The 24,702-nt window shown below is 64.7% G+C and carries 22 protein-coding genes; 20 read left to right on the forward strand and 2 right to left on the reverse strand.

Annotated elements, in window-relative coordinates; translation table 11 throughout:
* Positions 1-180: 180 nt before the first annotated feature.
* From NWF24_RS13480 to NWF24_RS13575, 20 genes are all read left to right on the forward strand, one after another.
* Complete coding sequence (locus NWF24_RS13480) at positions 181-1,941, forward strand: carboxylesterase/lipase family protein (protein ID WP_375338474.1); 1,761 nt, start codon at positions 181-183, stop codon at positions 1,939-1,941.
* A 114-nt stretch (positions 1,942-2,055) separates the two neighbouring features.
* Positions 2,056-3,699, forward strand: coding sequence for a 3-(methylthio)propionyl-CoA ligase (locus tag NWF24_RS13485; RefSeq protein ID WP_258354579.1), 1,644 nt, complete (start codon positions 2,056-2,058; stop codon positions 3,697-3,699).
* A gap of 147 nt (positions 3,700-3,846) precedes the next feature.
* Positions 3,847-5,076: a branched-chain amino acid ABC transporter substrate-binding protein gene (locus tag NWF24_RS13490; protein ID WP_258354580.1), complete on the forward strand. Its 1,230-nt coding sequence runs from the start codon at positions 3,847-3,849 to the stop codon at positions 5,074-5,076.
* Positions 5,077-5,275: 199 nt separating this feature from the next.
* A complete protein-coding gene (locus NWF24_RS13495) occupies positions 5,276-6,520 on the forward strand; it encodes a branched-chain amino acid ABC transporter substrate-binding protein (protein ID WP_258354581.1) in 1,245 nt (414 codons plus the stop codon).
* 84 nt (positions 6,521-6,604) lie between these two features.
* Positions 6,605-7,558 carry a branched-chain amino acid ABC transporter permease gene (locus tag NWF24_RS13500; protein WP_258354582.1) on the forward strand — a complete coding sequence of 318 codons (954 nt, stop codon included), beginning with the start codon at positions 6,605-6,607 and terminating at the stop codon, positions 7,556-7,558.
* Between the two features lie 4 nt (positions 7,559-7,562).
* Entirely contained in the window at positions 7,563-8,903 is a 1,341-nt protein-coding gene (locus tag NWF24_RS13505) for a branched-chain amino acid ABC transporter permease (RefSeq protein ID WP_258354583.1), read from the forward strand.
* Positions 8,900-9,670 carry an ABC transporter ATP-binding protein gene (locus NWF24_RS13510; protein ID WP_093173370.1) on the forward strand — a complete coding sequence of 257 codons (771 nt, stop codon included), beginning with the start codon at positions 8,900-8,902 and terminating at the stop codon, positions 9,668-9,670. Before NWF24_RS13505 ends, NWF24_RS13510 begins: the two co-directional genes overlap by 4 nt.
* A gap of 1 nt (position 9,671) precedes the next feature.
* Positions 9,672-10,367, forward strand: coding sequence for an ABC transporter ATP-binding protein (locus tag NWF24_RS13515; protein WP_258354584.1), 696 nt, complete (start codon positions 9,672-9,674; stop codon positions 10,365-10,367).
* 149 nt (positions 10,368-10,516) lie between these two features.
* The gene (locus NWF24_RS13520; RefSeq protein ID WP_258354585.1) at positions 10,517-12,625 is read left to right on the forward strand and encodes a 3-hydroxyacyl-CoA dehydrogenase NAD-binding domain-containing protein; all 2,109 of its coding nucleotides are present in this window, start codon (positions 10,517-10,519) and stop codon (positions 12,623-12,625) included.
* Positions 12,626-12,653: 28 nt separating this feature from the next.
* Positions 12,654-14,129, forward strand: a complete 1,476-nt coding sequence (locus NWF24_RS13525; protein ID WP_258354586.1) for a M20 family peptidase — start codon at positions 12,654-12,656, stop codon at positions 14,127-14,129.
* A gap of 43 nt (positions 14,130-14,172) precedes the next feature.
* Positions 14,173-15,348, forward strand: a complete 1,176-nt coding sequence (locus NWF24_RS13530) for an acetyl-CoA C-acyltransferase (RefSeq protein ID WP_258354587.1) — start codon at positions 14,173-14,175, stop codon at positions 15,346-15,348.
* A gap of 2 nt (positions 15,349-15,350) precedes the next feature.
* Positions 15,351-15,806 carry a PaaI family thioesterase gene (locus tag NWF24_RS13535; protein WP_258354588.1) on the forward strand — a complete coding sequence of 152 codons (456 nt, stop codon included), beginning with the start codon at positions 15,351-15,353 and terminating at the stop codon, positions 15,804-15,806.
* A 17-nt stretch (positions 15,807-15,823) separates the two neighbouring features.
* A complete protein-coding gene (locus tag NWF24_RS13540) occupies positions 15,824-17,677 on the forward strand; it encodes an acyl-CoA dehydrogenase (RefSeq protein WP_258354589.1) in 1,854 nt (617 codons plus the stop codon).
* Positions 17,677-17,934: a hypothetical protein gene (locus NWF24_RS13545; protein WP_258354590.1), complete on the forward strand. Its 258-nt coding sequence runs from the start codon at positions 17,677-17,679 to the stop codon at positions 17,932-17,934. Before NWF24_RS13540 ends, NWF24_RS13545 begins: the two co-directional genes overlap by 1 nt.
* Positions 17,935-17,945: 11 nt before the next feature.
* Positions 17,946-18,248 carry a Dabb family protein gene (locus NWF24_RS13550; RefSeq protein ID WP_093074035.1) on the forward strand — a complete coding sequence of 101 codons (303 nt, stop codon included), beginning with the start codon at positions 17,946-17,948 and terminating at the stop codon, positions 18,246-18,248.
* A 28-nt stretch (positions 18,249-18,276) separates the two neighbouring features.
* Positions 18,277-19,074, forward strand: coding sequence for an SDR family oxidoreductase (locus NWF24_RS13555; RefSeq protein ID WP_093056885.1), 798 nt, complete (start codon positions 18,277-18,279; stop codon positions 19,072-19,074).
* 1 nt (position 19,075) lies between these two features.
* Positions 19,076-19,543, forward strand: coding sequence for a PaaI family thioesterase (locus NWF24_RS13560; RefSeq protein WP_258354591.1), 468 nt, complete (start codon positions 19,076-19,078; stop codon positions 19,541-19,543).
* 31 nt (positions 19,544-19,574) lie between these two features.
* Positions 19,575-20,591 (forward strand): NADP-dependent oxidoreductase, encoded by a 1,017-nt coding sequence (locus tag NWF24_RS13565; protein ID WP_258354592.1) that lies wholly within the window; start codon positions 19,575-19,577, stop codon positions 20,589-20,591.
* A 39-nt stretch (positions 20,592-20,630) separates the two neighbouring features.
* Positions 20,631-22,271 carry an isovaleryl-CoA dehydrogenase gene (locus NWF24_RS13570; RefSeq protein ID WP_258354593.1) on the forward strand — a complete coding sequence of 547 codons (1,641 nt, stop codon included), beginning with the start codon at positions 20,631-20,633 and terminating at the stop codon, positions 22,269-22,271.
* A gap of 37 nt (positions 22,272-22,308) precedes the next feature.
* The gene (locus NWF24_RS13575; RefSeq protein WP_258354594.1) at positions 22,309-23,247 is read left to right on the forward strand and encodes a glutathione S-transferase family protein; all 939 of its coding nucleotides are present in this window, start codon (positions 22,309-22,311) and stop codon (positions 23,245-23,247) included.
* 28 nt (positions 23,248-23,275) lie between these two features.
* Here NWF24_RS13575 and NWF24_RS13580 read toward each other — a convergent pair whose 3' ends face one another.
* Together NWF24_RS13580 and NWF24_RS13585 are read right to left on the reverse strand one after the other, a co-directional pair.
* Positions 23,276-23,743: a hypothetical protein gene (locus NWF24_RS13580; protein ID WP_258354595.1), complete on the reverse strand. Its 468-nt coding sequence runs from the start codon at positions 23,741-23,743 to the stop codon at positions 23,276-23,278.
* On the reverse strand, positions 23,740-24,648 hold the full coding sequence (locus tag NWF24_RS13585) for a M35 family metallo-endopeptidase (protein WP_258354596.1): 909 nt from the start codon (positions 24,646-24,648) through the stop codon (positions 23,740-23,742). Before NWF24_RS13585 ends, NWF24_RS13580 begins: the two co-directional genes overlap by 4 nt.
* Positions 24,649-24,702: the final 54 nt, after the last annotated feature.

Below are 24,702 nucleotides of genomic sequence, written 5' to 3' on the forward strand. Positions count from 1 at the left end.
TGAAAACGACGCCGGTTTCTAGAATTTTTTTGCGTGCTCGGCGGCCCGGAGTATGGGTGCCGCGCACCAGGCCAGGAATTCCGATTAACCCGGTGTGGAGACAAAAACATGAAGACAGAGACAACGGCACAAAACCAGGGTGCAGCAAGAAAAACGGCGGTGGGCAAGGCCATCGCCACCATGGTGGCAGCGGCTGCCCTTGCGGCCCTCTCGGCCTGCGGAGGCGGATCGTCCGGTTCGTCCGGCTTCACCTTCCTGCCGAGCGCGCCCCCACCGGCGCCGGCGCCCCCGGCCCCGCCTCCAGCCGATGGCCCGATGGTCCGCCAGACCACGGCCGGCAAGATCGAAGGCGTGGACGACGGCGCCACCTCGGGCACTTACTACTGGAAGGGCGTCCCGTTCGCCCAGCCGCCCGTGGGCGCGCTGCGCTGGCGCGCACCGGTCGCGCCCGAAGCCTGGAGCGGCATCCGCCAGACCGCCAAGTTCGGCAACGCCTGCCTGCAGATCGGCCGCATCTTCAGCCCCGGCCTGAACAACACATACGACGCCACCATCGGCACCAACCTCGGCAAGCCGGTCGGCAGCGAAGACTGCCTGTTCGTCAACATCTGGCGCCCGGCGACGGACGAGAAGAATCTGCCGGTGCTGCTGTTCGTGCATGGCGGGAGCAACATCTCGGGCTACACGGCCGACCCGCTGTACGACGGCGCCAAGCTGGCGAAGGCCGCCAACGCGGTGGTCATCACCGCCAGCTATCGGCTCGGCATCCTGGGCTTCCTGAACATGCCGCAGCTACGACCGGGCGGCACCGCGGGGGACGACTCGGGCAACTTCGCGCTGCTCGACAACATGGCGGCGCTACGGTTCATCCAGAACAACGTCGCCAACTTCGGCGGCGATCCAGGCAACGTCACGCTGTCGGGCGAGTCGGCCGGCGCCACCAACCTGCTGTCGGTGATGACTTCGCCGATGGCCAAGGGCCTGTTCCACAAGGCCTTCGAGATGAGCGGCGGTATTTCGCTCGCGAGCAACCTGCCGCCCGGTACGCTGCCTTCGCTGTCGCCGGCCTCGACCTCGCTTGCGCAGGGCGCAGCCATCCTGGAGAAGCTGCTCGTTGCAGACGGCACCTCGGCCGATGCAACCGCTGCCAAGGCCTACATCGCCACCCGCACGCCGGAGCAGATCGCCGAGTACCTGCGCGCGCAGGACGGCGGCAAGATGCTGGGCACCGTGGTCGCCGCAGGGTTGGGCTCGGTCGGGCCCATTCCCGATGGCACCGTGATCCCGACCGACCCCATCGGTGCCATCGCGGCCGACCAGTACCTGAAGGTGCCCATGCTCGCGGGCAACACGCGCGACGAGGGCAAGCTCTTCGCGTCGCTGCTGGGGACCATCGGCTTTCCGACCTCGGGCTGGATCGTCAACGACGCCCAGCGCTTCTCGCTGATGTTCAACTTCGACCCCGATGCCGCACCCACGCTCACCGTGAACGACATCATCGACCCGTTCTACCTTCCGGTAGACAAGCTCGGCACTGGCTACAACGCAGCCACCGCGCTCGTCACGAAGGGGCTGTTCGAGGCCAACCGCAGCAACCTGCTCGACACGATGAAGACGCGCCAGTCGAACATCTGGCATTACCGTCTCGACTGGTCGCAGGAAGCGGCGCCGTGGAATGACGTGTATGGCGCCTCGCACGCCTTCGATCTGCCGTTCGTGTTCGGCAATTTCGGCCCCTCGGTGCTGTCGAACGTCATGGGCGGCAAGGCCAATGAGAAGGGGCGGCTCGCGCTGTCGAACGCCGTCATGGCCAGCATCGGCGCCTTCATGCGCAAGGGCGATCCGAACACGCCCGAACTTGGTGCGACCTGGGCGCCGTGGCCGTCGCAATTGCTGCTCGACGCCACGCCGCTGGCGGCCAGGATCACGCCGGTGCAATGAGCCGCTTCGTTCAATCGTGCAGTGCGGGTTTGTGTCATTGTGGAAGTGGCCGAAGCTTGCGTGAATCCGTTGTCCGCAGGTTTTCATGAAGTCATTTCACATAGGAGTTCGTAGATGCTGGGTTTGATGCAAGACCAACCGCTTTTGATCTCGTCGCTGATCGAGTTCGTCGAGCGCCACAACGGCGACGGCGAGATCGTCTCGCGCCGTGTCGAAGGCGACATCCACCGCTGCACCTGGAGCGACATCGCATCGCGCGCCAGGCAGGTGGCCAATGCGCTGGACGGCGAGCAACTGCTGTTCAGCGACCGCATCGCCACCCTGGCCTGGAACGGCTATCGCCACCTGGAGCTGTACTACGGCGTGAGCGGCAGCGGCCGCGTGCTGCACACCATCAACCCGCGCCTGCACCCCGACCAGATCGCGTGGATCGCCAACCATGCCGAAGACCAGATCCTGTGCTTCGACCTCACATTCCTGCCGCTGGTACAGGCCGTGCATGCGCGCTGTCCCACGATCCGGAAATGGGTTGCACTGTGTGATGCGGATAAGCTCCCCGCAGACAGCGGCGTGCCCAACCTCGTGAGCTACGAGAGCTGGATGGGCGCGCAGTCCACCGACTACGAGTGGCCCAGCTTCGACGAGAACTCCGCCTCGAGCATGTGCTACACGAGTGGCACCACGGGCAACCCGAAGGCCGCGCTCTACAGCCACCGCTCGACCATGCTGCATGCCTACGCAGCGGCCTTGCCCGACGTCATGCGCCTGTCGGCGCGCGACTCGGTGCTGCCGGTGGTGCCGATGTTCCACGTCAACGCCTGGGGCATTCCGTACTCGGCGGCGCTGGTGGGCTGCAAGATCGTGTTCCCCGGCCCGGCGCTGGACGGCAAGTCGGTGTTCGAGCTGATCGAAGGCGAGGGCGTTACCTTCGCGGCGGGCGTGCCCACCGTGTGGCAGATGATGCTCGGCCACATGCAGGCAAACGGGCTGAAGTTCAGCAAGCTCAACCGCACCGTCATCGGCGGCTCGGCCTGCCCGCCGGCCATGATCAAGGCGTTCCAGGAGAACTACAACGTCGAGGTGCTGCACGCCTGGGGCATGACCGAGATGAGCCCGCTGGGCACGCTGTGCACGCTCAAGAACAAGCACCTGTCGCTGCCGGCCGACGCGCAGCTGCAGATCCGCATGAAGCAGGGCCGCGCCATCTTCGGCGTCGACATGAAGATCATCGACGGCGACGGCAAGGAACTGCCATGGGACGGCAAGGCCTATGGCGACCTGCTGGTCAAGGGCCCGTGGATCGTCAAGGAATACTTCAAGGGCGAGGGCGGCGATCCGCTCATTCCCGACGAGCAGAACCGCGGCTGGTTCCCCACCGGCGACGTCGCCACCATCGACGCCGAGGGCTACCTGCAGATCACCGACCGCAGCAAGGACGTGATCAAGTCCGGCGGCGAGTGGATCAGCTCCATCGAGATCGAAAACATCGCCGTCGCGCACCCCGCCGTGGCCATGGCGGCGTGCATCGGCGTGTTCCATCCGAAGTGGGACGAGCGGCCGATCATCGCTGTGGTGAAGAAACCCGGCGCCGAAGTCACGCGCGAAGAGCTGTTGAAGTTCTACGAGGGCAAGACCGCCAAGTGGCAGATCCCGGACGACGTGGTGTTCGTCGAGGCCATTCCGATCGGCGCCACCGGAAAGATCCTCAAGACCAAGCTGCGCGAGCTGCTGAAGGACTACAAGCTGCCGACCCTCTGAAGACAAGGACACGAGCCAAGCCCACCCGCACTGTCGCCTACGCGATAGGAAAGCCGCTCCGGCGGCCTTCCTTCCGGGCATTCCCTGTGCGGCGAAAAAAAGGGCGCTTGTACGCTGGCATTCCGCCTTTCACACTGGAGACTCTTCATGCAATTTGCTATCAAGTCAGTAGCTGCCTGTGCAATGTTGGTGAGCGCTGCCGCCGCATTCGCTCAGAAGGGCGAGACCGTCAAGATCGCCTGGCTCGACCCGCTGTCTGGCCTCATGGCCGCGGTCGGCACCAACCAGCTCAAGACCACGCAATTCCTTGCTGAAGAGTTCAACAAGAAGAACCAGTCGGGCGTGAAGTTCGAGATCATCGCGCTCGACAACAAGCTCAGCCCGCAGGAGACCACCGCCGCGCTGCGTTCCGCGCAGGACCAGGGCGCGCGCTACATCATGCAGGGCAACGGCTCCGGCCCCGCGCTCGCGATCATCGACGCCGTCGAGAAGAACAACGCGCGCAATCCGGGCAAGGAGCTGCTGTACATGAACTACGCGGCCGTCGACCCCGACCTGACCAACAGCAAGTGCAGCTACTGGCACTTCCGGCTGGACGCCGACACCTCCATGAAGATGGAGGCGCTGACCACCTGGATGAAGGACCAGCCAGACATCAAGAAGGTCTACATCCTCGGCCAGAACTACGCCCACGGCGTGCAGGTGTCCAAGTTCGCCAAGGAAGACCTGAAAGTGAAGCGCCCCGACATCCAGATCGTGGGCGACGATCTGCATCCGCTCGCGCAGGTGCGCGACTTCTCTCCGTATATCGCCAAGATCAAGGCGTCGGGCGCCGACACCGTCATCACCGGCAACTGGGGCTCCGACCTGTCGCTGCTCATCAAGGCGGCCAACGACTCGGGCCTGAACGTCAAGTTCCTGACCTACTACGCACCGGGCGCGGGCACGCCCACGGCCATGGGCGCCACCTCTGACGGCAAGGTCTACACCGTCGCCTACGCCCACTACAACATGGGCGGGGAAATCCAGCAGCTGCTCGCCGGCTACAAGAAGCGCATGAACGACGACCTCACGCAGTCGTCGATCTATCACGTGTTCGCGCTGCTCGACGCGGCCTTCGCCAAGACCAAGTCGACCGACCCGGTCAAGGTGGCTGCGGCGCTGGAGGGCATGAAGATCAAGAGCTTCAACGGCGAGGTCGAGATGCGCAAGACCGACCACCAGTTGCAGCAGGGCCTGTACATCTCGCGCTGGGAAAAGGCCAGCGCCAAGTACCCCTACGACGCGGAGAACACCGGCTACACGAACGTTCCCGTGAAGTACTACGAATCGTACGTGGCGAGCACGCCCACGTCGTGCCAGATGAAGCGCCCCTAGGCGTCTTTGTGAACGCGTTTCCTACCCATTGGTAGCAGCTGTCTACCAACGGGTAGCAAATTGGAGAAACGCGGTGTCGCATGCGCGATAGAAACGGGCCTTTGCAGCACCCCTCTTACGGGCATTCCCTGAGGGGAGGGGCTGCAAACGCTTGTACTCTCGTGCGGCGTTTTGAATCGGTTTGACCAGGAGATATAGATTGAAGTTCGCTCTGAAAATCGCTACCGCGGCCGTCATCGCGGCAACCGCCACCGGCGCCCTTGCCCAGAAGGGTGAAACCGTCAAGATCGCATGGCTCGACCCGCTGTCGGGCCTCATGGCCGCGGTCGGGACGAACCAGCTCAAGACCTTCCAGTTCTTTGCCGAAGAGTTCAACAAGAAGAATGCGGCAGGCGTGAAGTTCGAGATCATCGGCATCGACAACAAGCTCAGCCCGCAAGAGACCACCAGCGCACTGCGCTCGGCCCTCGACCAGGGTGCGCGCTACATCGTGCAGGGCAACGGCTCCGGCCCCGCGCTGGCCATCATCGACGCGCTCGAGAAGAACAACGCGCGCAACCCCGGCAAGGAAGCGCTGTACCTGAACTACGCCGCCGTCGACCCCGACCTGACCAACAGCAAGTGCAGCTACTGGCAGTACCGCTTCGACGCCGACACGTCGATGAAGATGGAAGCGCTGACCACCTACATGAAGGACCAGCCGGAGATCAAGAAGGTCTACCTGCTCAACCAGAACTACGCGCACGGCCAGCAGGTTTCCAAGTTCGCCAAGGAAAACCTCAAGAACAAGCGCCCCGACGTGCAGATCGTCGGCGACGACCTGCATCCGCTGGCCCAGGTGCGCGACTTCGCGCCCTACATCGCCAAGATCAAGGCCTCGGGTGCCGACACCGTCATCACCGGCAACTGGGGCTCCGACCTTGCGCTGCTGATCAAGTCGGCGAACGACTCGGGCCTGAACGTCAAGTTCTACACCTACTACGCCGTGACCAGCGGTACGCCGACAGCCATGGGCGCAGCGTCCGACGGCAAGGTGTACCAGGTCGGCTATGCCCACTACAACATGGGCGGCGACATGCAGAAGTACGCGGAAGAGTTCAAGAAGAAGTTCAACGACGACCTCTACACCACCGACGTCTACACCGTGTTCCAGGCGCTGACCGAAGCCTTCGTGAAGACCAAGTCGACCGACCCCGTCAAGGTGGCCGCCGCCATGGAAGGCATGAAGTTCAAGAGCTTCAACGGCGAGATCGAACTGCGCAAGACCGATCACCAGGCACAGCAGGGCCTGTATATCGCCAAGTGGGAGAAGGCCAGTGCCAAGTACCCGTACAGCCCGGAGAACACCGGCTATACGCTGGCCCCGGTGAAGTACTACGACGCCTACGTGGCCAGCACGCCCACCTCCTGCCAGATGAAGCGGCCCGGCGGCGGCGCCTCCTGATCGCTGCCTGATCGCTGTCTGACAGGTCGAGGCCCGACTTCAACACTCGGGCCTTTTTCTTTTCTCACCTGACACGAAAGACCGATGAACGTCGAATTCTTCGTCATCTCGCTGCTCAACGGCGTGAGCTACGGCTTGCTGTTGTTCATGCTGAGCTCTGGCCTCACGCTGATCTTCAGCATGATGGGCGTGCTCAATTTCGCGCACGCCAGCTTCTACATGATTGGCGCCTACTTTGCCTACACGCTGTCGGGCATCCTCGGCTTCTGGCCTGCGCTCTTCATCGCGCCGCTGCTGGTGTTCGCGCTCGGCGCGGCCTTCGAGCGCTACTGCCTGCGCCGGGTCCACAAGTTCGGCCACGTGCCCGAGCTGCTGGTGACCTTCGGTCTTTCGTACCTGATCCTCGAACTCGTGCAGCTGGTGTGGGGCCGCTCCACAGTGCCGTACGGCCTGCCGTCGGCGCTGCAGGGGCCGCTCTTCTCGCTCTACGGCACGCAGTTTCCGAAGTCGCGCTCGTTCATCATGCTGGTGGCGGTGCTGATGCTGGTGTCGGTGTGGCTGCTGCTCACGCGCACGCGCATCGGCCTGGTCATCCAGGCGGCGCTGAAGCACCCCGACATGGTCGAGGCGCTGGGCCACAACGTGCCGCGCGTGTTCATGCTGGTGTTCGGCGGCGGCGCCGCGTTGGCGGGCCTTGCGGGCGTGGTCGGCGGCAACACCTACGTCACCGAGCCGGCCATGGCGGGTTCGGTCGGCTCCATCATCTTCGTGGTGGTGGTGGTCGGCGGCATGGGCTCGCTGGCGGGCGCCTTCCTGGCCTCGCTGATCATCGGTGTGGTGCAGACCTTCGCCGTGGCCATGGACCAGTCGCTCGCCACCGGCCTGCAGGCGCTCGGCGTGGCAGTGAGCGACCAGACCTTCGGCTACGAACTGCTCAAGCTCACGATCTCGCAGGTGGCGCCGATCCTGCCGTACCTGTTCCTGGTGCTGATCCTCATCTTCAGGCCCAAGGGTCTTCTCGGAACGCGGGAGGACTGACGCCATGAACACTGCAACCTCAACCACTCCAACCGTGTCGGCCAACAAGGCGCCGACCCAGTACTACCGATTCAAGCCGCTGAACATCGGCCGCATCCTGATCTGGTCTTTCTTCGCGCTGCTGCTGATCGTGGCGCCGATGATCTTCACCAGCAGCCTGGCTCTCACCATGCTGTCGCAGATCGGCTACCTGATCATCATCTGCCTGAGCTACAACATGCTGCTGGGGCAGGGCGGCATGCTCAGCTTCGGGCATGCGGTGTACGTGGGCCTGGGCTCGTTCATCGCCATTCACGCGATGAACCTGGCCAGCGCCGGCAAGCTGCCGATTCCGCTGGTGCTCATTCCGCTCGTGGGCGGCCTGGGCGGCATGTTCTTCGCCGTGGTGTTCGGTTACGTGTCGACCAAGAAGTCTGGCACCACCTTCGCGATGATCACGCTCGGCCTCGGCGAGCTGGTTGCCGCCATGGCGCTGATGTTCCCGAGCTTCTTCGGCGGCGAGGGCGGCATCACCACCAACCGCGTGTACGGGGCTTCGTTCTTCGGCATCAACTTCGGGCCGCAGAACCAGGTGTATTACCTGATCGCCGTGTACTGCTTCATCTGCACCGGGCTGATGTTCGCCTTCACCGGCACGCCGCTCGGGCGCATGCTGAACGCAGTGCGCGACAACCCGGAGCGCGTGGAGTTCATCGGCTACAACACGCAGCGCGTGCGCTACTACGCCTTCATCATCGCGGGCTTCTTCGCGGGCATCGGCGGCGGGCTGGCGGCCATCAACTTCGAGATCGTAAACGCGGCCGACAGCCTGAACGGGTTGCGCTCGGGCAGCTACCTGCTGTTCACCTTCCTCGGTGGCGCGACCTTCTTCTTCGGGCCGATCATCGGCGCGGCGTTGCTGGTGTTCGCGCTGGTGCTGCTGTCGGAGCTCAGCAAGGCCTGGCTGCTGTACGTGGGCCTGGTGTTCCTGCTGATGGTGATGTTCGCGCCCGGCGGTGTGGCCAGCCTGATCATGATGAACGTGCGCGTGGCGCTGTTCGGCAAGATCAAGCGCTTCTACGCGCTCTACGTGGGCCTCTTCATCGGCGCGGCCATCATGCTCGCGGGCGCTGCGGCCATCGTCGAGATGATCTATCACATGCAGCTGAATGCAGCGCTGGGCCCGGTGGTGCCGCTCGCGGGCCTGCAGCTCGATACCTCATCGGCCACCAGCTGGATCGTCGCGGTGGCGCTGCTGGCCGTGGGCCTGGGCGTGTTCGAGGTGGTGCGTCGTCGCTTCGCGAAGGTCTGGGGCCATGCACAGGAAGAAATCGAAGCCGAGATCAAGCGGCGGGAGACGGCATGACCTATTCACTGGAACTCAAGAACCTGCGCAAGAGCTTCGGCAAGACCGACATCATCCGCGGCGTCGATCTGGCCGTGACGGCCGGCGAGCGCATCGCCATCATCGGGCCGAACGGCGCTGGCAAGTCCACGCTGTTCAACCTGATCAGCGGGCGGCTCACGCCCACCAGCGGCGAAGTGCTGCTCAACGGCCAGCGCATCGACGGCATGAAGCCGTACGAGATCAACCGCATGGGGCTGTCGCGCAGCTTCCAGATCACCAACATCTTTCCGAAGCTCACCGTCTTCGAGAACCTGCGCTGCGGCGTGCTGTGGAGCCTTGGCTACAAGTACACCTTCCTGCGCTTTCTCTCGAACCTCGATGACGCCAACGAGCGCACCGAAGAGCTCATCAAGCAAATCGGCCTGGAGAAGAAGCGCGACGTGCACGCGGTGAACCTCACCTACGCCGAGCAGCGCGCGCTGGAAATCGGCGTGACCATCGCGGGCGGCGCCAGCGTCATCCTGCTGGACGAACCCACGGCGGGCATGAGCAAGACCGAAACCTCGCACTTCATCTCGCTCATCAAGCACGTCACCGTCGGCAAGACGTTGCTGACGGTGGAGCACGACATGGGCGTGGTCTTCGGGTTGGCCGACAAGATCGCGGTGGTGGTGTACGGCGAAGTCATTGCCTTCGACACGCCTGCTGCCGTTCGTGCGAATGCACGCGTGCAGGAGGCGTACCTGGGCTCTTCGGTAGCCGATGCGCAAGGGGCGGGACACTGACATGCTGAAGCTCAAAGACATCCACGCCTACTACGGCAAGAGCCATGTGCTGCACGGCGTTTCCTTCGACGTGAACCCCGGCGAGATCGTCGCGCTGCTGGGCCGCAACGGCTCGGGCCGCTCGACCACGGCCAAGGCCATCATGGGCCTGGTGCATGCCGAGGGCGGCCTGCACTGGAAGGGGCAGGACATCCTGCGCCGCAAGGCCTACGAGATCGCGCATTTCGGCATTGGCTACGTGCCCGAGAACCGCGACATCTTTCCCAAGCTCACGGTGCACCAGAACCTGCTGCTGGGGCAGAAGGGCTCGGGCAAGGGCAGTCGCTGGCAGTTCGACGACATGTACGGCATGTTCCCGCGCCTGAAGGAGCGCCAGCACACCGAAGCAGGCGTGCTCTCGGGCGGCGAGCAGCAGATGCTTACGCTGTGCCGCACGCTGATGGGCGACCCCGACCTCATCATCATCGACGAGCCCACCGAAGGCCTTGCTCCCAAGATCGTCGAGCTGGTGGGGCAGTACCTGCGCACGCTGAAGGACAAGGGCATCTCGGTGCTCCTGATCGAGCAGAAGCTCACCATTGCCATGCAGATTTCAGACCGCGCGCTCGTCATGGGCCACGGCAGCATCGTGTTCGACGGCACGCCGGACAGCCTCCGCGCCGACGCCACCACTCGCAAAGAGTGGTTGGAGGTTTGATACCCCCAGGGGATTCGGGCCACGCCCCGGATCCCCTTGTCTCTCCAGCGACTGCGTGCCATTGTTGGGCCACGCGAAACGCCTAGAATCCCCCGAAAAAGAACACTCGTGCTTTTTCTTCTTTTTCTTCACACACCAAGGAACGCAGCATGACGGCTGAATACAAAGTGCTCGGCGATATCGCCGTGATCACAATGACCAACCCTCCGGTCAACGGTCTCGGTTTCTCGACACGCATCGGCATCACCGATGGCCTGTCGAAGGCCAATGCCGACGACGCCGTCAAGGCCATCGTCATCACCGGCGCCGGCAAGGCTTTCTCGGGCGGCGCGGACATCAAGGAGTTCGGCACGCCCAAGGCACTGCAGGAGCCCAACCTGCTGAGCGTGATCCTCGCGCTCGAAGCCTCTCCCAAGCCCATCGTCGCTGCCATTCACTCGGTCTGCATGGGCGGCGGCCTCGAACTGGCCCTGGGCTGCCACTATCGCGTGGCTGCCCCCGGCACCAGCGTGGCACTGCCTGAAGTCAAGCTGGGTCTGCTGCCTGGCGCCGGTGGCACGCAGCGCCTGCCGCGCGTGCTCGGCGTGGAGACCGCCCTGAACATGATCGTCAGCGGCGAGCCCGTGAAGAGCGAACTGCTCGCGAGCCTGCCCGGCCAGAAGCTGTTCGACAAGCTGGCTGCCTCGGCCGAATCGGTGTTCGAAGAAGCCGTGGCTTTCGCCAAGAGCGTGGCCGGCAAGACCGGCGCCGACGCGCTGCCGCTGGTGCGCAACCTGCCGTGCAAGCACCCGCAGGGCGATGCCTACTTCCAGTTCGCCAAGAACATGGTCGGCGGCATGTCGAAGAACTACCCCGCGCCGCTGAAGTGCGTCGACGCCGTGCAGGCCGCGACGAAGATGAAGTTCGACGAAGGCATGGCCGAAGAACGCCGCCTGTTCACGGCGCTGATGTTCACGCCCGAATCTCTGGCCCTGCGCCACCTGTTCATGGCCGAGCGCGCCGCGAGCAAGATTCCTGACGTGCCCGAAGACACGCCCAAGCGCGAGATCAAGGCCGTTGGCGTGATCGGCGCCGGCACCATGGGCGGCGGCATCTCGATGAACTTCCTGAACGCGGGCATCCCCGTCAAGATCCTCGAGATGAAGCAGGAAGCGCTCGACCGCGGCGTTGCCACCATCAAGAAGAACTACGAAGCCCAGGTCAAGAAGGGCAAGCTCAAGCAGGACAAGTACGAGCAGCGCATGGCGCTCTTGAGCACCACGCTGAGCTACGACGACCTGAAGGACGCCGACCTCATCATCGAAGCCGTGTTCGAAGAAATCGGCGTGAAGGAAAAGGTCTTCAAGGAACTCGACCGCGTCGCCAAGAAGGGCGCGATCCTGGCCTCGAACACCTCGACGCTCGACGTCGACAAGATCGCTTCGTTCACCGACCGTCCGCAGGACGTGGTCGGCATGCACTTCTTCAGCCCCGCCAACGTGATGAAACTGCTCGAAGTGGTGCGCGGCAAAGCCACCGCCAAGGACGTGCTCGCCACGGTCATGGCCATCGGCAAAAAGATCAAGAAGACCTCGGTGGTCTCGGGCGTGTGCGACGGCTTCATCGGCAACCGCATGATCGAGCAGTACTCGCGCCAGGCAGGCTTCCTGCTGGACGAAGGCGCAACGCCGCAGCAGGTCGACAAGGCCGTCGAGAAGTTCGGCTTTGCCATGGGCCCGTTCCGCATGGGCGACCTGGCCGGCAACGACATTGGCTGGGCCATTCGCAAGCGCCGCGCCACCGAGCGCGCCGACATGAAGTACAGCCGTACCGCCGACAAGCTCTGCGAACTGGGCCGCTTCGGCCAGAAGACCGGGGCAGGGTGGTACGACTACCAGGCCGGCAAGCGCGACGCCATTCCGTCGGAGCTCGTCAACAAGATGATCGAGGACCACCGCAAAGAGCTTGGCATCACGCCGCGCAAGATTTCCGATGAAGAGATCGTGCAGCGCCTGGTGTACGCCCTGGTCAACGAAGGCGCGCACATCCTGGAAGACGGCATTGCCTCGAAGTCCGGCGACATCGACATGGTGTACCTCACCGGCTATGGCTTCCCGATCTGGCGCGGCGGCCCGATGCACTACGCATCGCAGGTCGGCCTGTACAACGTGGCCGAGACGATGAAGCGCTTTGCGAAGAACCCGCGCGACGACGGCGCGTTCTGGCAGCCCGCGCCGCTGATCCAGAAGCTCGTGGCCGAAGGCAAGCAGTTCAGCTGATCCACGAAGGCAAAGGGACCGACCGCCAATGTTGAAACGCATCTTCCTCGGGCTGCTGCTGGCAATCGTCTTGCTGGTGGCCGCCGTGGCGGTCAAGACCTGGACCACACCGTCGCAGCAGCTGGCGGTGGCGCCCGCGCCGAAGCTGGACATCGACCTGCAGGCGGCCGCCAAACGGCTCTCTACAGCGATCACGTTCCGCACGGTGTCGGGCATGGACGATCCGGCTGCGAATGCGGCCGAGTTCGACAAGCTGCACGCATTCCTCGCACAGCAGTTCCCGAAGGTGCATGCCACTCTCAAGAAGGAAGTGGTCGGCAACAAGGCACTGCTCTACACATGGACTGGCACTGACCCTTCTGCCAAGCCCATTGCATTGATGGCGCACCAGGACATGGTGCCCATCGCCCCGGGCACCGAGAAGGCGTGGACGGTCGACCCCTTCGCGGGCGAGATCAAGGACGGCTTCATCTGGGGCCGCGGCACGCTCGACAACAAGAGCAATCTTTTCGCGCAGATGGAAGCCATCGAGCTGCTCATCGGCGCCGGCTTCAAGCCCAGGCAGACCGTCTACCTGGTGATGGGCGACGACGAAGAAGTGAGCGGCCTGCGCGGTGCGCTGCCGATTGCCGAACTGCTCAAGTCGCGCAATGTGCGCCTGGACTGGGTGCTCGACGAAGGCCTGCTGGTGCTCGACGGCGTGCTGCCGGGCCTGAGCAAGCCCGCTGCGCTCATCGGCCTGGCTGAGAAGGGCTACGGCACCTTCTTCCTCTCACTCGACACTGCTCCCGGCCACTCATCGATGCCGCCGCAGCACAGTGCCATCGGCAGCATGAGCGCGGCGCTGGCGCGGCTCGAAGCCAACCCGATGCCCGGCGGCATCAAGGGCGTGGCCGGCCAGATGTTCGGCGCGCTCGCGCCCGAGATGAGCGGCGTCAACCGCGTGATGCTGTCCAACCTGTGGCTCACCGAGCCGCTGGTGCGCGGCCAGCTCGAGAAGAGCCCGAGCAGCAACGCCATGCTGCGCACGACCACCGCGCTGACCATCGTGCGTGCCGGCAACAAGGACAACGTGCTGCCCGGCCGCGCCGAGGCTGCCGTCAACTTCCGCATCCTGCCGGGCGACACGATCGCCAGCACCGAAGCGCATCTGCGCAAGGCGCTGGGCAACGACGACATCAAGATCAAGGCGTACCCGGGCAATTCCGAGCCTTCGCCCGTGTCGCCGACAGACAGCACCGGCTACCGCGCGATCCAGCAGGCCGTGCGCCAGACCTTCCCCGATGCGGTGGTGGCCCCGGGCCTCATGACCGCCGCCACCGACTCGCGCCACTTCAGCCTCGTGAGCGATGCCGTCTTCCGCTTCTCGCCGTTCCGCGTGAAGGGCGAAGACCTGGCGCGCTTCCACGGCAACAACGAACGCCTGGCCATCTCGAACTACGGCGAGATGATCGGCTTCTATCACCAGCTCCTGAGCAACACCAACGCTGCTCCGGCGCAATGACGACAACCTCTTTTCCCTTCCATCTGCTTCAAAGGACCTCACCATGACCAGCGCCGTCATTGTTTCCACCGCCCGCACGCCGCTCGCGAAGAGCTGGAAGGGTGCCTTCAACATGACGCACGGCGCCACGCTCGGCGGCCACGCCGTGCAGCACGCGGTGCAGCGCGCCGGCATCGACCCTGCTTCGGTGGACGACGTCATCATGGGCTGCGCCACGCCTGAAGGCGCGACCGGCTCCAACATCGCGCGCCAGATCGCGCTGCGCGCTGGCCTGCCGATCACCACCTCGGGCATGACCATCAACCGTTTCTGCTCGTCGGGCCTGCAGACCATCGCCACCGCCGCCCAGCGCATCATCGCGGGCGAGGGCGAGGTGTATGTGGCCGGCGGCGTCGAGAGCATCTCGTGCGTGCAGAACGAAGCCAACAAGCACATGCTGGCCGACCCGTGGCTCGTGAAGCACAAGCCCGAGATCTACTGGAACATGCTGCAGACGGCCGAGCAGGTCGCCAAGCGCTACAACATCGGCCGCGACGCCATGGACGAATACGGCGCCGCCAGCCAGCAGAAGGCCACCGCCGCGCTGGAAGCCGGTCGCTTCAAGGACGAAATTGCCCCCATCACCGTGCTGGCCGGCGTGGCCGACCCAGTGCTGGGCCTGCGCACCAAGGAAGTCACCATCGAGAACGACGAGGGCATTCGCGCCGGCACCACCAAGGAAGGCATCAGTGGCATCCGCCCGGCCATTCCCGGCGGCCTGATCTCGGCCGGCAATGCCAGCCAGTTCTCCGACGGCGGCGGTGCCTGCGTGCTGGTCGACGAGAAGTACGCGCAACAAAAGGGCCTGAAGCCCATCGGCCGCTTCCTCGGCTTTGCCGTTGCCGGCTGCGAGCCCGACGAAATGGGCATCGGCCCGGTCTTCGCGATTCCGAAGGTGCTCAAGCGCCTGGGCCTCACGGTCAACGACATCGACCTGTGGGAGCTGAACGAAGCCTTCGCCGTGCAGGTGATCTACTGCCGCGACAAGCTCGGCATTCCGGCCGACCGCCTGAACGTGGACGGCGGCGCCATCGCCGTGGGCCACCCCTACGGTGTGAGCGGCCAGCGCCTGACGGGCCACGCGCTCATCGAAGGCAAGCGCCGCGGCGCCAAGAAGGTCGTGGTCACTATGTGCATCGGCGGCGGCATGGGCGCTGCGGGCGTGTTCGAGGTCTTGTAATCATGTCCGGCTTGGGCCACGACCAGGAGGTCTCGCCCGAAGCCGTTCTGGCCTACGGGCGCCGCATGCTTGCATCGCAGCCGTTCAGCGTGCTGATCGGCGCGCAGTTGCACGCGCTGGCGCCGGACTATGTGGAGCTCCAGCTACCGCTCACGGCGCAGCTGAAGCAGCAGAACGGCTTTGCCCACGGCGGCATCGTGAGCTACATGGCCGACAACGCGCTCACCTTTGCCGGTGGCAGCGCGTTGCGCGTGCCGGTGGTGACTTCCGAATTCAAGATCAACTATGTGCGGCCCGCTCTTGGCGAGCGCCTGATCGCACGCGCCAGGACGGCCCATTCCGGCAGTTCGCAGGCCGTTTGCACCTGCGAGGTGTTCGTGGTGAACGACGGTGCAGAGAAGCTCTGCGCGCTGGCGCAGGGCACCATCGCCAAACTGCCCGACTCCCCGAAAAAGTAGCAAGAAGAGACATTCTCATGAGCCTGCGTTCCACCCTCGACTTCCTGCTCTACGACTGGCTCGACGCCGAGTCGCTCAACCAGCGCGAACGCTTTTCCGACCATTCGCGCGAAACCTTCGACGCAGTGCTCGACACCTGCGAACGCATCGCGCGCGAGAAGTACGCGCCATTCAACCGCACGGTCGACACGCAGGAGCCGCATTTCGACGGCGAGAAAGTCATCCTGCCGCAGGCCACGCACGACGCGCACAAGGCTTTCGTCGAGTCGGGAATGATGAGTGCCGCGCAAGACTACGACATCGGCGGCATGCAGCTGCCGTACACGCTCTCGGCCGCGGCCAACAGCTTTTTCGCGATGGCCTCGGTGAGCATCGGCTCCAACATGCTCACGAGCGGCAATGCCAATCTGCTGATGGTGCACGGCACCGAGATGCAGAAAGAGGTGTTCGCCAAGAACGAGTTCTCGGGTCGCTGGGCCGGCACCATGTGCCTGTCTGAGCCGCAGGCCGGTTCGTCGCTGAGCGATGTGGCCACGCGCGCAGTGCCCGATGGCGCCGATTTTCAAAACGACCCGCTGGGCCCACGCTACCGCCTCACGGGCAACAAGATGTGGATCTCGTCAGGCGACCACGAGCTGACCGAGAACATCGTGCACATCGTGCTCGCCAAGATCCCCGACGAGAACGGCAAACTGGTGCCGGGTACGCGCGGCATCTCGCTCTTCATCGTGCCCAAACGCATGGTCGATACCAAGGGCGAGCTGACGGGCCAGCGCAACGACGTGGCGCTCGCGGGCCTGAACCACAAGCTGGGCTGGCGCGGCACCACCAACACGCTGCTGAACTTCGGCGAGGGCAAGTACCCGGTCGATGGCAAAGCGGGCGCCGTGGGCTACCTGGTCGGTGCGCCCGGCAAGGGCCTGCACTGCATGTTCCACATGATGAACGAGGCGCGCATCGGCGTCGGCACGGCTGCCACCATGCTCGGCATGGCGGGCTACCACGCCTCGCTCGAATACGCCAAGAGCCGCCCGCAGGGGCGGCTGGTGAAGAAGCCGGATGCAGCAGGGGCCGCGGTCGCCAAGGACTCGGCCGCGCCGCAGGTGCGCATCATCGAGCACGCCGACGTGCGCCGCATGCTGCTGGCCCAGAAGGCGTACTGCGAAGGCGCGCTGGCGCTGGAGCTGTACTGCGCCCGGCTGGTCGACGAGCAGAAGACCGGCGACGCGCAGGCCGCCGACGACGCGCGCCTGCTGCTCGAAGTGCTCACGCCCATTGCCAAGAGCTGGCCCAGCGAGTGGTGCCTGGAGGCCAATTCGCTGGCCATCCAGGTGCACGGCGGCTACGGCTACACGCGTGACTTTCCGGTGGAGCAGTACTGGCGCGACAACCGCCTGAACATGATCCACGAGGGCACCCATGGCATCCAGGCAGCCGACCTGCTGGGCCGCAAGGTGCTGATGGAAAAGGGTCGCGGCCTGCAATTGCTGGCCGGCCGTATGACCGACACCATCGGCCGCGCCGCCAAGGTGCCGGCATTGGCGGCCCACGCCAAGGCGCTGGGCGCCGCGCTGCAGCGCATCGGCAGCGCGACCGAGGCCGCATGGGCCACCGGCGACCCGGCCGACGCGCTGGCCAACGCTGTGCCGTACATGCAGGCCTTCGGCCACACGGTGCTGGCCTGGATCTGGCTCGACGTGGCCCAAAGGGCCCTGCAGACCGACGGTGAAAAGGCGAGGGCGGTAACAGCTGGCAAGATCGGCGCCACGGACTACTTCTTCCACTACGAGCTGCCGAAAATCGGCGCATGGCTCAACGTGGTCGAAACCCGCGACCCGACCTGTACAGCTTTGCCCGAGGACGCCTTCTGATGGCCACTACCGATTCGCCGAACGCCAACCCCAACAACACTCCCGCCGTCAAACCCCCCAAGCCGCACGCGCGGCTCGAGAAGTGGATCTGGATCCTGATCTACGGCGGCCTGTTCGTCGTGATCCTGGGCATTGCCACCGGCCGCACCGACGCCGCGCTGGGCTGGTCCATCGCCGTGCCCGGCGGCATCGTGGCGGTGGTCGGCTTCGTGCTGATCTACGTGCGCTCGCGGCTGCCCAACACCCCTACCAAGTAACGAGATCCGCCATGCTCAAGCACATCGTGATGTGGAAGTTCAAGGAGCACGCCGAGGGCACCGACAAGGCGACCAACCTGCTGAAGGCCAAGGCGCTGCTCGACGCCTGCGCCAAGCTGTCGCCCGGCACGCTGCGCTTCGAGGTGGCCATTGCCCAGCCCGGGCTGGAAGCCACCTACGACCTGGTCCTGTACTCGGAATTCACCGACTCCGCCGCGCTCGCGGCCTATTCGGACCACCCGCAGCATGTGGCCCTGAAGCCTTTCATCGGCGCCGTGCGTGAAGCCCGCCAGTGCATGGACTACGAGATCTGAGCCTGACATTCAAAACCGGAGACACCTCATGACGCCCCGCAACATCAAGCAGCTGTTCGACCTCACCGGCAAGACTGCCCTCATCACCGGCGGCTCGCGCGGCCTGGGCCTGCAGATGGCCCATGCGCTCGGCGAAGCCGGCGCGAAGATCATGCTGAGCTCGCGCAAGGCCGACGATCTGGAGCAGGCCGCAGCCGAGCTGCAAGCCGCCGGCATCGACGCGCGCTGGATCGCCGCCGACTGCTCGAAGGAAGAAGACACCCGCCGCCTGGCAGACGAAACGCTGCAGCGCATGGGCGCGGTCGACATCCTCATCAACAACGCGGGCGCCAGCTGGGGTTCGCCGGCCGAGAGCCACCCGGTCGAGGCCTGGGACAAGGTGATGAACCTCAACGTGCGCGGCTATTTCATCCTGTCGCAGCAGATCGCCAACGGCTACATGATTCCGAAGAAGACGGGGCGCATCATCAACATCGCCTCGATCGCCGGGCTGAACGGCAACCCGCCCGAAATGCAGACGCTGGCCTACAACACCTCCAAGACCGCGGTCATCGGCTTCACCCGCACGCTCGCCGCCGAATGGGGCCGCTACGGCATCAATGTGAACGCGATCTGCCCCGGTTTCTTCATGACGAAGATGGCCGCCGGCCTCATCAAGTCGCTGGGCGAGGAAAAGATGGCCGCCCAGGCCCCGCTCGGCCGCCTGGGCGACGAGGAAGACCTGAAGGGCCTGACTCTGCTGTTCGCGAGCGATGCCGGCAAGCACATCACCGGCCAGTGGCTGGCTGTGGACGGCGGCGTGAGCGTGGTGCTGGGTGCGGCCTGACATGTCTTCTTCTTCAGATTCCAGCGACATCAACATCCGCTCGTACACGAGCCAGATTCCGTTCGCGCGGCACCTGGGCTTTGAGCTGACGAAGTTCGAGGGCGGCGAGTCCGAGATCATCTACACGGCGAAGCCGGAGCACCTGAACACCTTCGACGTGACGCACGGCGGCGCCTGCATGACGCTGCTCGACATCACGATGGCAGCAGCCGCGCGCAGCGTGGCGCCAGAGACGGGCGTGGTCACCATCGAGATGAAGACCAGCTTCATGCAGCCCTCGGTCGGCCCGCTGCACGCGCGCGGCACGCTCATTCACAGGACGGCGACGCTGGCTTTCACCGAGGCCAAAATCTACGACGAACAGGAACGCGTGTGCGCCCACGCCACCGGCACCTTCAAGTACGTGAAGCGCCGGCTGCCGACCGGCCCCGCCAGCGCCAACGAGATGCGGCCGCCGTCGACCGACTGACTGACTGACTGATACTTTCCCGGAGACATTCATGCCGATCAACAAGCAGATCCACCTCGACAACCGTCCCGACGGCGAGGCCGTGGCCAGCAACTTCAAGCTCGTGTCCGCCGAGACCCCCGCGCTCAAGGACAACCAGGTGCTCGTGCGCCACCACTACATGAGCCTCGACCCGTACATGCGCGGCCGCATGAACGACTCCAAGAGCTACGCGCAACCCCAGCCGCTGGGCCAGACGATGCAGGGCGGCACGGTCGGCGAAGTGGTCGAGAGCAAGCACCCCAAGTACGCCGTGGGCGACAAGGTGGTCGGCTTCGGCGGCTGGCAGGAATACAGCGTGGTCGATGCCTCGCAGCCCGGAGCGCTGAAGAAGGTCGACACCACGCACGTGCCGCTGTCGCACTACCTTGGCGCGGTCGGCATGCCGGGCGTCACGGCCTGGTACGGGCTGGTGAAGATCATTGCGCCCAAGGCTGGTGAAACGGTGGTCATCACCGCCGCCAGCGGCGCGGTGGGCAGCGCCTTCGGGGCGCTGGCCAAGGCGCGCGGCTGCCGCGTGGTCGGCATTGCCGGCGGCCCCGACAAGTGCAAGTACGTGACCGACGAGCTGGGCTTCGACGCCTGCATCGACTACCGCGTGCACGCCGACGTCAAGTCGATGAGCGCTGCGCTCAAGGAAGCCTGCCCGAACGGCATCGACGGCTACTTCGAGAACGTCGGCGGCTACATCTTCGACGCGGTGCTGCTGCGCGCCAACGCCTTCGCCCGCGTGGCGCTGTGCGGAATGATCGCGGGCTACGACGGACAGCCACTACCGCTGGCCAACCCGGCGCTGATCCTCATCAACCGCATGAAGATCGAAGGCTTCATCGTCAGCGAGCACATGGAAGTGTGGCCCGAGGCGCTGACTGAGCTGGGCACGCTGGTGGGCACGGGCAAGCTGAAGCCGCGTGAGTCGATTGCGCAAGGCATCGAATCTGCTCCTGAAGCCTTTTTGGGCCTGCTCAAGGGTCGGAACTTCGGCAAGCAACTCGTCAAGCTGATCTGATGCACTGGATGAACTGAACGCACGGCAAGGAGGCCGGTCATGGAAACCACGCACGAGGTGTTCAACCAGCCTACGCCGCTGGTGGACTACAACCTCTTCGACACCAACCGGCCTCTGCGCGATGCGCTGAAGTTCAACGCGCCCGCGTTGCAGACCACGCAGCTGCATGAGCTGGGCGCCACCCTCGGCACGGCCGGCATGCAGGCGCATGCGCGGCTCGCCAACATCCACACGCCCGAGCTGCACACGCACGACCGCTTCGGGCGGCGCATCGACGAGGTGGAATTCCATCCGAGCTACCACGCGCTGATGACCGCCGCCGTGGGCGCCGGGCTGCACGGCACGCCCTGGACCGGCACCTCGGCCTCGCCGCACGTGCTGCGCGCGGCGGGCTTCATGCTCTTCACCGAGCTGGAGCCGTCGATTCTTTGCCCCATCTCCATGACCTACGCGGTCACGCCCGCGCTGCGCGGCAATGCGGGCGTGTACGCCGACTGGGGTCCGAAGCTCGGCAGCCTCTGGTACGACCCGGCGCTGAAGCTCTTCAGCGACAAGCCCGGCGTGACCATGGGCATGGGCATGACCGAGAAGCAGGGCGGCTCCGATGTGCGGGCCAACACCACCAAGGCGGTGCGCGACGGCAGCGATGCCTGGGGCGAGCGCTATGCCATCACCGGCCACAAGTGGTTTTTCTCGGCGCCGATGTGCGACGCCTTCCTGGTGCTGGCGCAAGCGCCCGCGGGGCTCTCGTGCTTCTTCCTGCCGCGTGTGCTGCCCGATGGTTCACGCAACGCCATCCAGATCCAGCGGCTGAAGGACAAGCTCGGCAACAAGGCCAACGCAAGCTCCGAGGTCGAGTTCCAGGGCGCCAGCGCATGGCTCGTGGGAGAAGAGGGCCGCGGCATTCCGCAGATCCTCGAGATGGGCACGATGACGCGGCTCGACTGCGCACTGGGCACCAGCGGGCTGATGCGCCAGTCGCTGGGCATCGCGCTCAACCATGCGACACAGCGCAAGGCCTTCGGCAAGCCGCTGATCGAACAGCCCTTGATGAAGAACGTGCTGGCCGATCTCGCGCTCGAAAGCGAAGCCGCCACTGCGCTCGCCGTTCGCCTGGCACGCGCCTTCGACAACCAGGCCGACGAGCACGAGCGCTTGATGGCCCGCCTGCTCACGCCGGTCGCCAAGTTCTGGATCTGCAAGCGCGGCAGCGCCTTCGCGCAGGAGGCGATGGAATGCCTCGGCGGCAACGGCTACGTGGAAGAGGGCGGCGAGGGCGTCATGGCCCGCATCTACCGCGAGATGCCGCTCAACTCCATCTGGGAAGGCGCGGGCAACATCATGGCGCTCGACCTGCTGCGCGGCCTGCGAAAAGGCGATGCCGTGGCCGCGCTGACGAAGGAGCTGGCGCCCGCGCGTGGCGAGCACGCCGCGCTCGACCGGCTGACCGACGCGCTGCCCGCGCGCATCGAGGCGATGGCCTCCGAAGCCGAGGCCCGTCGCCTCGCGCAGGACGTGGCGCTCGCCGTGCAGGCTGCGCTGCTCGTGCAGACCGCGCCATCCGCCGTCGCTGGCGCGTTCTGCGCCTCGCGACTGGGCGGCGACTGGGGCAATGCCTTCGGCACGCTGGCCGCAGGCACCGATTTCGATTCGATCATCCAGCGCGCGCAACCCCGGTGACGCGTGCCAAACCCATCACAGAAGAAAGACCCCCACCATGGCCGACCTGATCCTTCATCACTACCTGACCTCGCCGTTCTCGGAAAAGGTGCGCTTGATCCTCGGCGCCAAGAAGCTGCCGTGGAAGTCGGTCTTCATCCCGCCGATCATGCCCAAGCCCGACGTGGAGGTGCTCACTGGCGGCTATCGCAAGACACCGTTCCTGCAGATCGGCGCCGACATGTATTGCGACAGCGCGCTCATCGCCGACGTGCTCGAACACCTGCAACCCGAGCCCACGCTCTATCCGGAGCCCGAGAAGGGCATGTCGCGCATCCTCGCGCAGTGGGCCGACACCACGCTCTTCTGGGCTGCCATGGCCTGGAACCTGCAGCCCAGGGGCGCGGCCGAAGTGTTCGCCAAGGCCCCACCCGAAGCCGCAAAAGCCTTCGGCGAAGACCGCGGCAAAATGAGCGCTGGCAACATGACGCGCCTGCGCCCGGCCGACGCCACCAGCGCCTACAAGTCATACCTGCGCCGCCTGTCGGACATGCTCGACGAAAAGCCCTTCCTGCTCGGTGAGGTGCCCAGCATTGCCGACTTCTCGGCCTACCACCCGCTCTGGTACACGCGGCGCATCGAGTCGGTTCGAACCATCCTCGATCTGACGCCCGCGGTGATCGACTGGCTCGACCGCATGGCCGCCATCGGCCACGGCGTTCCCGAGAAGTTCACGAGCGACGAGGCCATTGCAGTGGCCAAGGCCGCGACGCCGCACACGCTGCTGACCGACAGCACCTTCCAGGACGACCACGACATTCTGCTCGGCAGCGCCGTCACCGTGCGCGCCGAAAGCTTCGGCCTCGAGGAGACGCCCGGCACGCTGGTCGCGGCTACGCGCACGCACTACACGCTGGAGCGCAGCAGCGAGCGGACGGGCACGGTGCATGTGCACTTTCCGCGGATTGGGTATGTGCTGAAGAAGGCTGAGGGTTGAGAGGGCTGCGGCCGGTGATTGCCGTGCATCAACGCTTGAACCCGGGGATCGGAACCGGGTTGCAGTCGGGCAACTTCAGCGCCTCGTAGTCGGGGTGAAACTGCACCACGACAAAGTCGTTGCTCGCCTCCCTCGACATCTTGTTGTCTTCGTAGATGCTCGACGTCGTTTCCAGCTTGATCTCGGTCGGCTGGAGCTGCTTGTACGCTCGGGTCACGTTTTCGGCGCGCCGTCTTGCCAACTGCCTGGCTTGGGCTGGTGTTCTGCCTGGAACTTTGACGGTGGCGCCTCCGTCGATTGAAACCTCGAGGTATTTCGGAAACGCCGAGTTTGCCCGGTCAATAAACTCCACCAGCTTCGCTATCTGCGCCGGTTCGAGGTCTGCGGCGCCTTCGGCAAAAGTCAGCCTTGTTACCACGACGGGCTTGCAAGCCATGGCGCTGCAACCTGTCAGCGTGGTAGCGATGACGAGGAAGGCCCTGATCGTGCATTTCATTTGGATGCTTTCGCAACAACGCCAAGAATGTACGCAGCGATGCTGTCGGCGTTGACACGAGACCGGGGGTCTTCTGCGTGATCCCTCGCGTGCTTCGTTCCATACCAGGGATCGAATGAACTGAAGGTGTCGTCGAAGTGCGTGACCTCGTGAATCAATGTCAGGAGCTTCGAGTCCCCGTCGCGAATGATGTCCGTATCGTAGATGAGCATGTTCTCCGGGAGGTCGCAAAAACTCAGCCCGATGGCAATGGTGCGGGTCGCAGTGTCTGGTTTGCAAACTGCCGCTACTGTCACGACCGGGTCGCTTGAGAAGATGCAGCCGAGATTCTTCTTGCTTGCTTCCGAGTACCGGATGAAGTTCTCGCATCCCAGTCCCTCGAGCACTCGCTTGCACGCAGCCAGTCCTTTCTGGAGATGCTCTCGCATCGATTGGTCGGCAACGCCAAACCATTCCTGCACTCGCGCCTGCGCATCTTTGTCCCATCGCTCGAGTTCCGGGAGGCGCTGCTTCGCAATGAACGCCACGGCCTGATCGCGCAGCTTGAGCACTACCGCGCAGAACTCCTTGTTCGTCATGTTCGGGCAGATCCTTTCGGCCAGTTCCGCCCCTGGTGGGTGGGTCACATTCTTGTCTACCGTTTTCTTGAATGCCGCCAATTCATCCTCGGCTCCAACGGCATGCCAAGCCTCGTCCTCGTATGTTGCCCATCGCTGCAGGGTGGAAAGTATGGGCTGTGGCACCGGGCAGTGGCAGACCACCACGTCTCCTTCCAGCGCCGCCTCCGATATGAATTGAGGGCGCCGCGGCCCTCCGGTCTTCGCGATGATGCCCACGCTGTTGCAGCCTTCGCAGTAGGCCCTGCCGCCGATCAAGGCGACCCGGTGTCCGTACAAATCGAGCATGGGGCCGTCGTAGGGCAATACCTGTCCGCCAGACGCTGGCGGATCGCCGACTAC

The sequence above is a fragment of the Variovorax paradoxus genome, assembly GCF_024734665.1.
GTDB lineage: Bacteria > Pseudomonadota > Gammaproteobacteria > Burkholderiales > Burkholderiaceae_C > Variovorax.

Coding starts and splice junctions, on each gene's coding strand:
- NWF24_RS13480 (WP_375338474.1), top strand. CDS start 181: ATGGTGGCAGCGGCTGCCCTTGCGGCCCTCTCGGCCTGCGGAGGCGGA.
- NWF24_RS13485 (WP_258354579.1), top strand. CDS start 2,056: ATGCTGGGTTTGATGCAAGACCAACCGCTTTTGATCTCGTCGCTGATC.
- NWF24_RS13490 (WP_258354580.1), top strand. CDS start 3,847: ATGCAATTTGCTATCAAGTCAGTAGCTGCCTGTGCAATGTTGGTGAGC.
- NWF24_RS13500 (WP_258354582.1), top strand. CDS start 6,605: ATGAACGTCGAATTCTTCGTCATCTCGCTGCTCAACGGCGTGAGCTAC.
- NWF24_RS13505 (WP_258354583.1), top strand. CDS start 7,563: ATGAACACTGCAACCTCAACCACTCCAACCGTGTCGGCCAACAAGGCG.
- NWF24_RS13510 (WP_093173370.1), top strand. CDS start 8,900: ATGACCTATTCACTGGAACTCAAGAACCTGCGCAAGAGCTTCGGCAAG.
- NWF24_RS13515 (WP_258354584.1), top strand. CDS start 9,672: ATGCTGAAGCTCAAAGACATCCACGCCTACTACGGCAAGAGCCATGTG.
- NWF24_RS13520 (WP_258354585.1), top strand. CDS start 10,517: ATGACGGCTGAATACAAAGTGCTCGGCGATATCGCCGTGATCACAATG.
- NWF24_RS13525 (WP_258354586.1), top strand. CDS start 12,654: ATGTTGAAACGCATCTTCCTCGGGCTGCTGCTGGCAATCGTCTTGCTG.
- NWF24_RS13530 (WP_258354587.1), top strand. CDS start 14,173: ATGACCAGCGCCGTCATTGTTTCCACCGCCCGCACGCCGCTCGCGAAG.
- NWF24_RS13535 (WP_258354588.1), top strand. CDS start 15,351: ATGTCCGGCTTGGGCCACGACCAGGAGGTCTCGCCCGAAGCCGTTCTG.
- NWF24_RS13540 (WP_258354589.1), top strand. CDS start 15,824: ATGAGCCTGCGTTCCACCCTCGACTTCCTGCTCTACGACTGGCTCGAC.
- NWF24_RS13545 (WP_258354590.1), top strand. CDS start 17,677: ATGGCCACTACCGATTCGCCGAACGCCAACCCCAACAACACTCCCGCC.
- NWF24_RS13550 (WP_093074035.1), top strand. CDS start 17,946: ATGCTCAAGCACATCGTGATGTGGAAGTTCAAGGAGCACGCCGAGGGC.
- NWF24_RS13555 (WP_093056885.1), top strand. CDS start 18,277: ATGACGCCCCGCAACATCAAGCAGCTGTTCGACCTCACCGGCAAGACT.
- NWF24_RS13560 (WP_258354591.1), top strand. CDS start 19,076: ATGTCTTCTTCTTCAGATTCCAGCGACATCAACATCCGCTCGTACACG.
- NWF24_RS13565 (WP_258354592.1), top strand. CDS start 19,575: ATGCCGATCAACAAGCAGATCCACCTCGACAACCGTCCCGACGGCGAG.
- NWF24_RS13570 (WP_258354593.1), top strand. CDS start 20,631: ATGGAAACCACGCACGAGGTGTTCAACCAGCCTACGCCGCTGGTGGAC.
- NWF24_RS13575 (WP_258354594.1), top strand. CDS start 22,309: ATGGCCGACCTGATCCTTCATCACTACCTGACCTCGCCGTTCTCGGAA.
- NWF24_RS13580 (WP_258354595.1), bottom strand. CDS start 23,743: ATGAAATGCACGATCAGGGCCTTCCTCGTCATCGCTACCACGCTGACA.
- NWF24_RS13585 (WP_258354596.1), bottom strand. CDS start 24,648: ATGCTCGATTTGTACGGACACCGGGTCGCCTTGATCGGCGGCAGGGCC.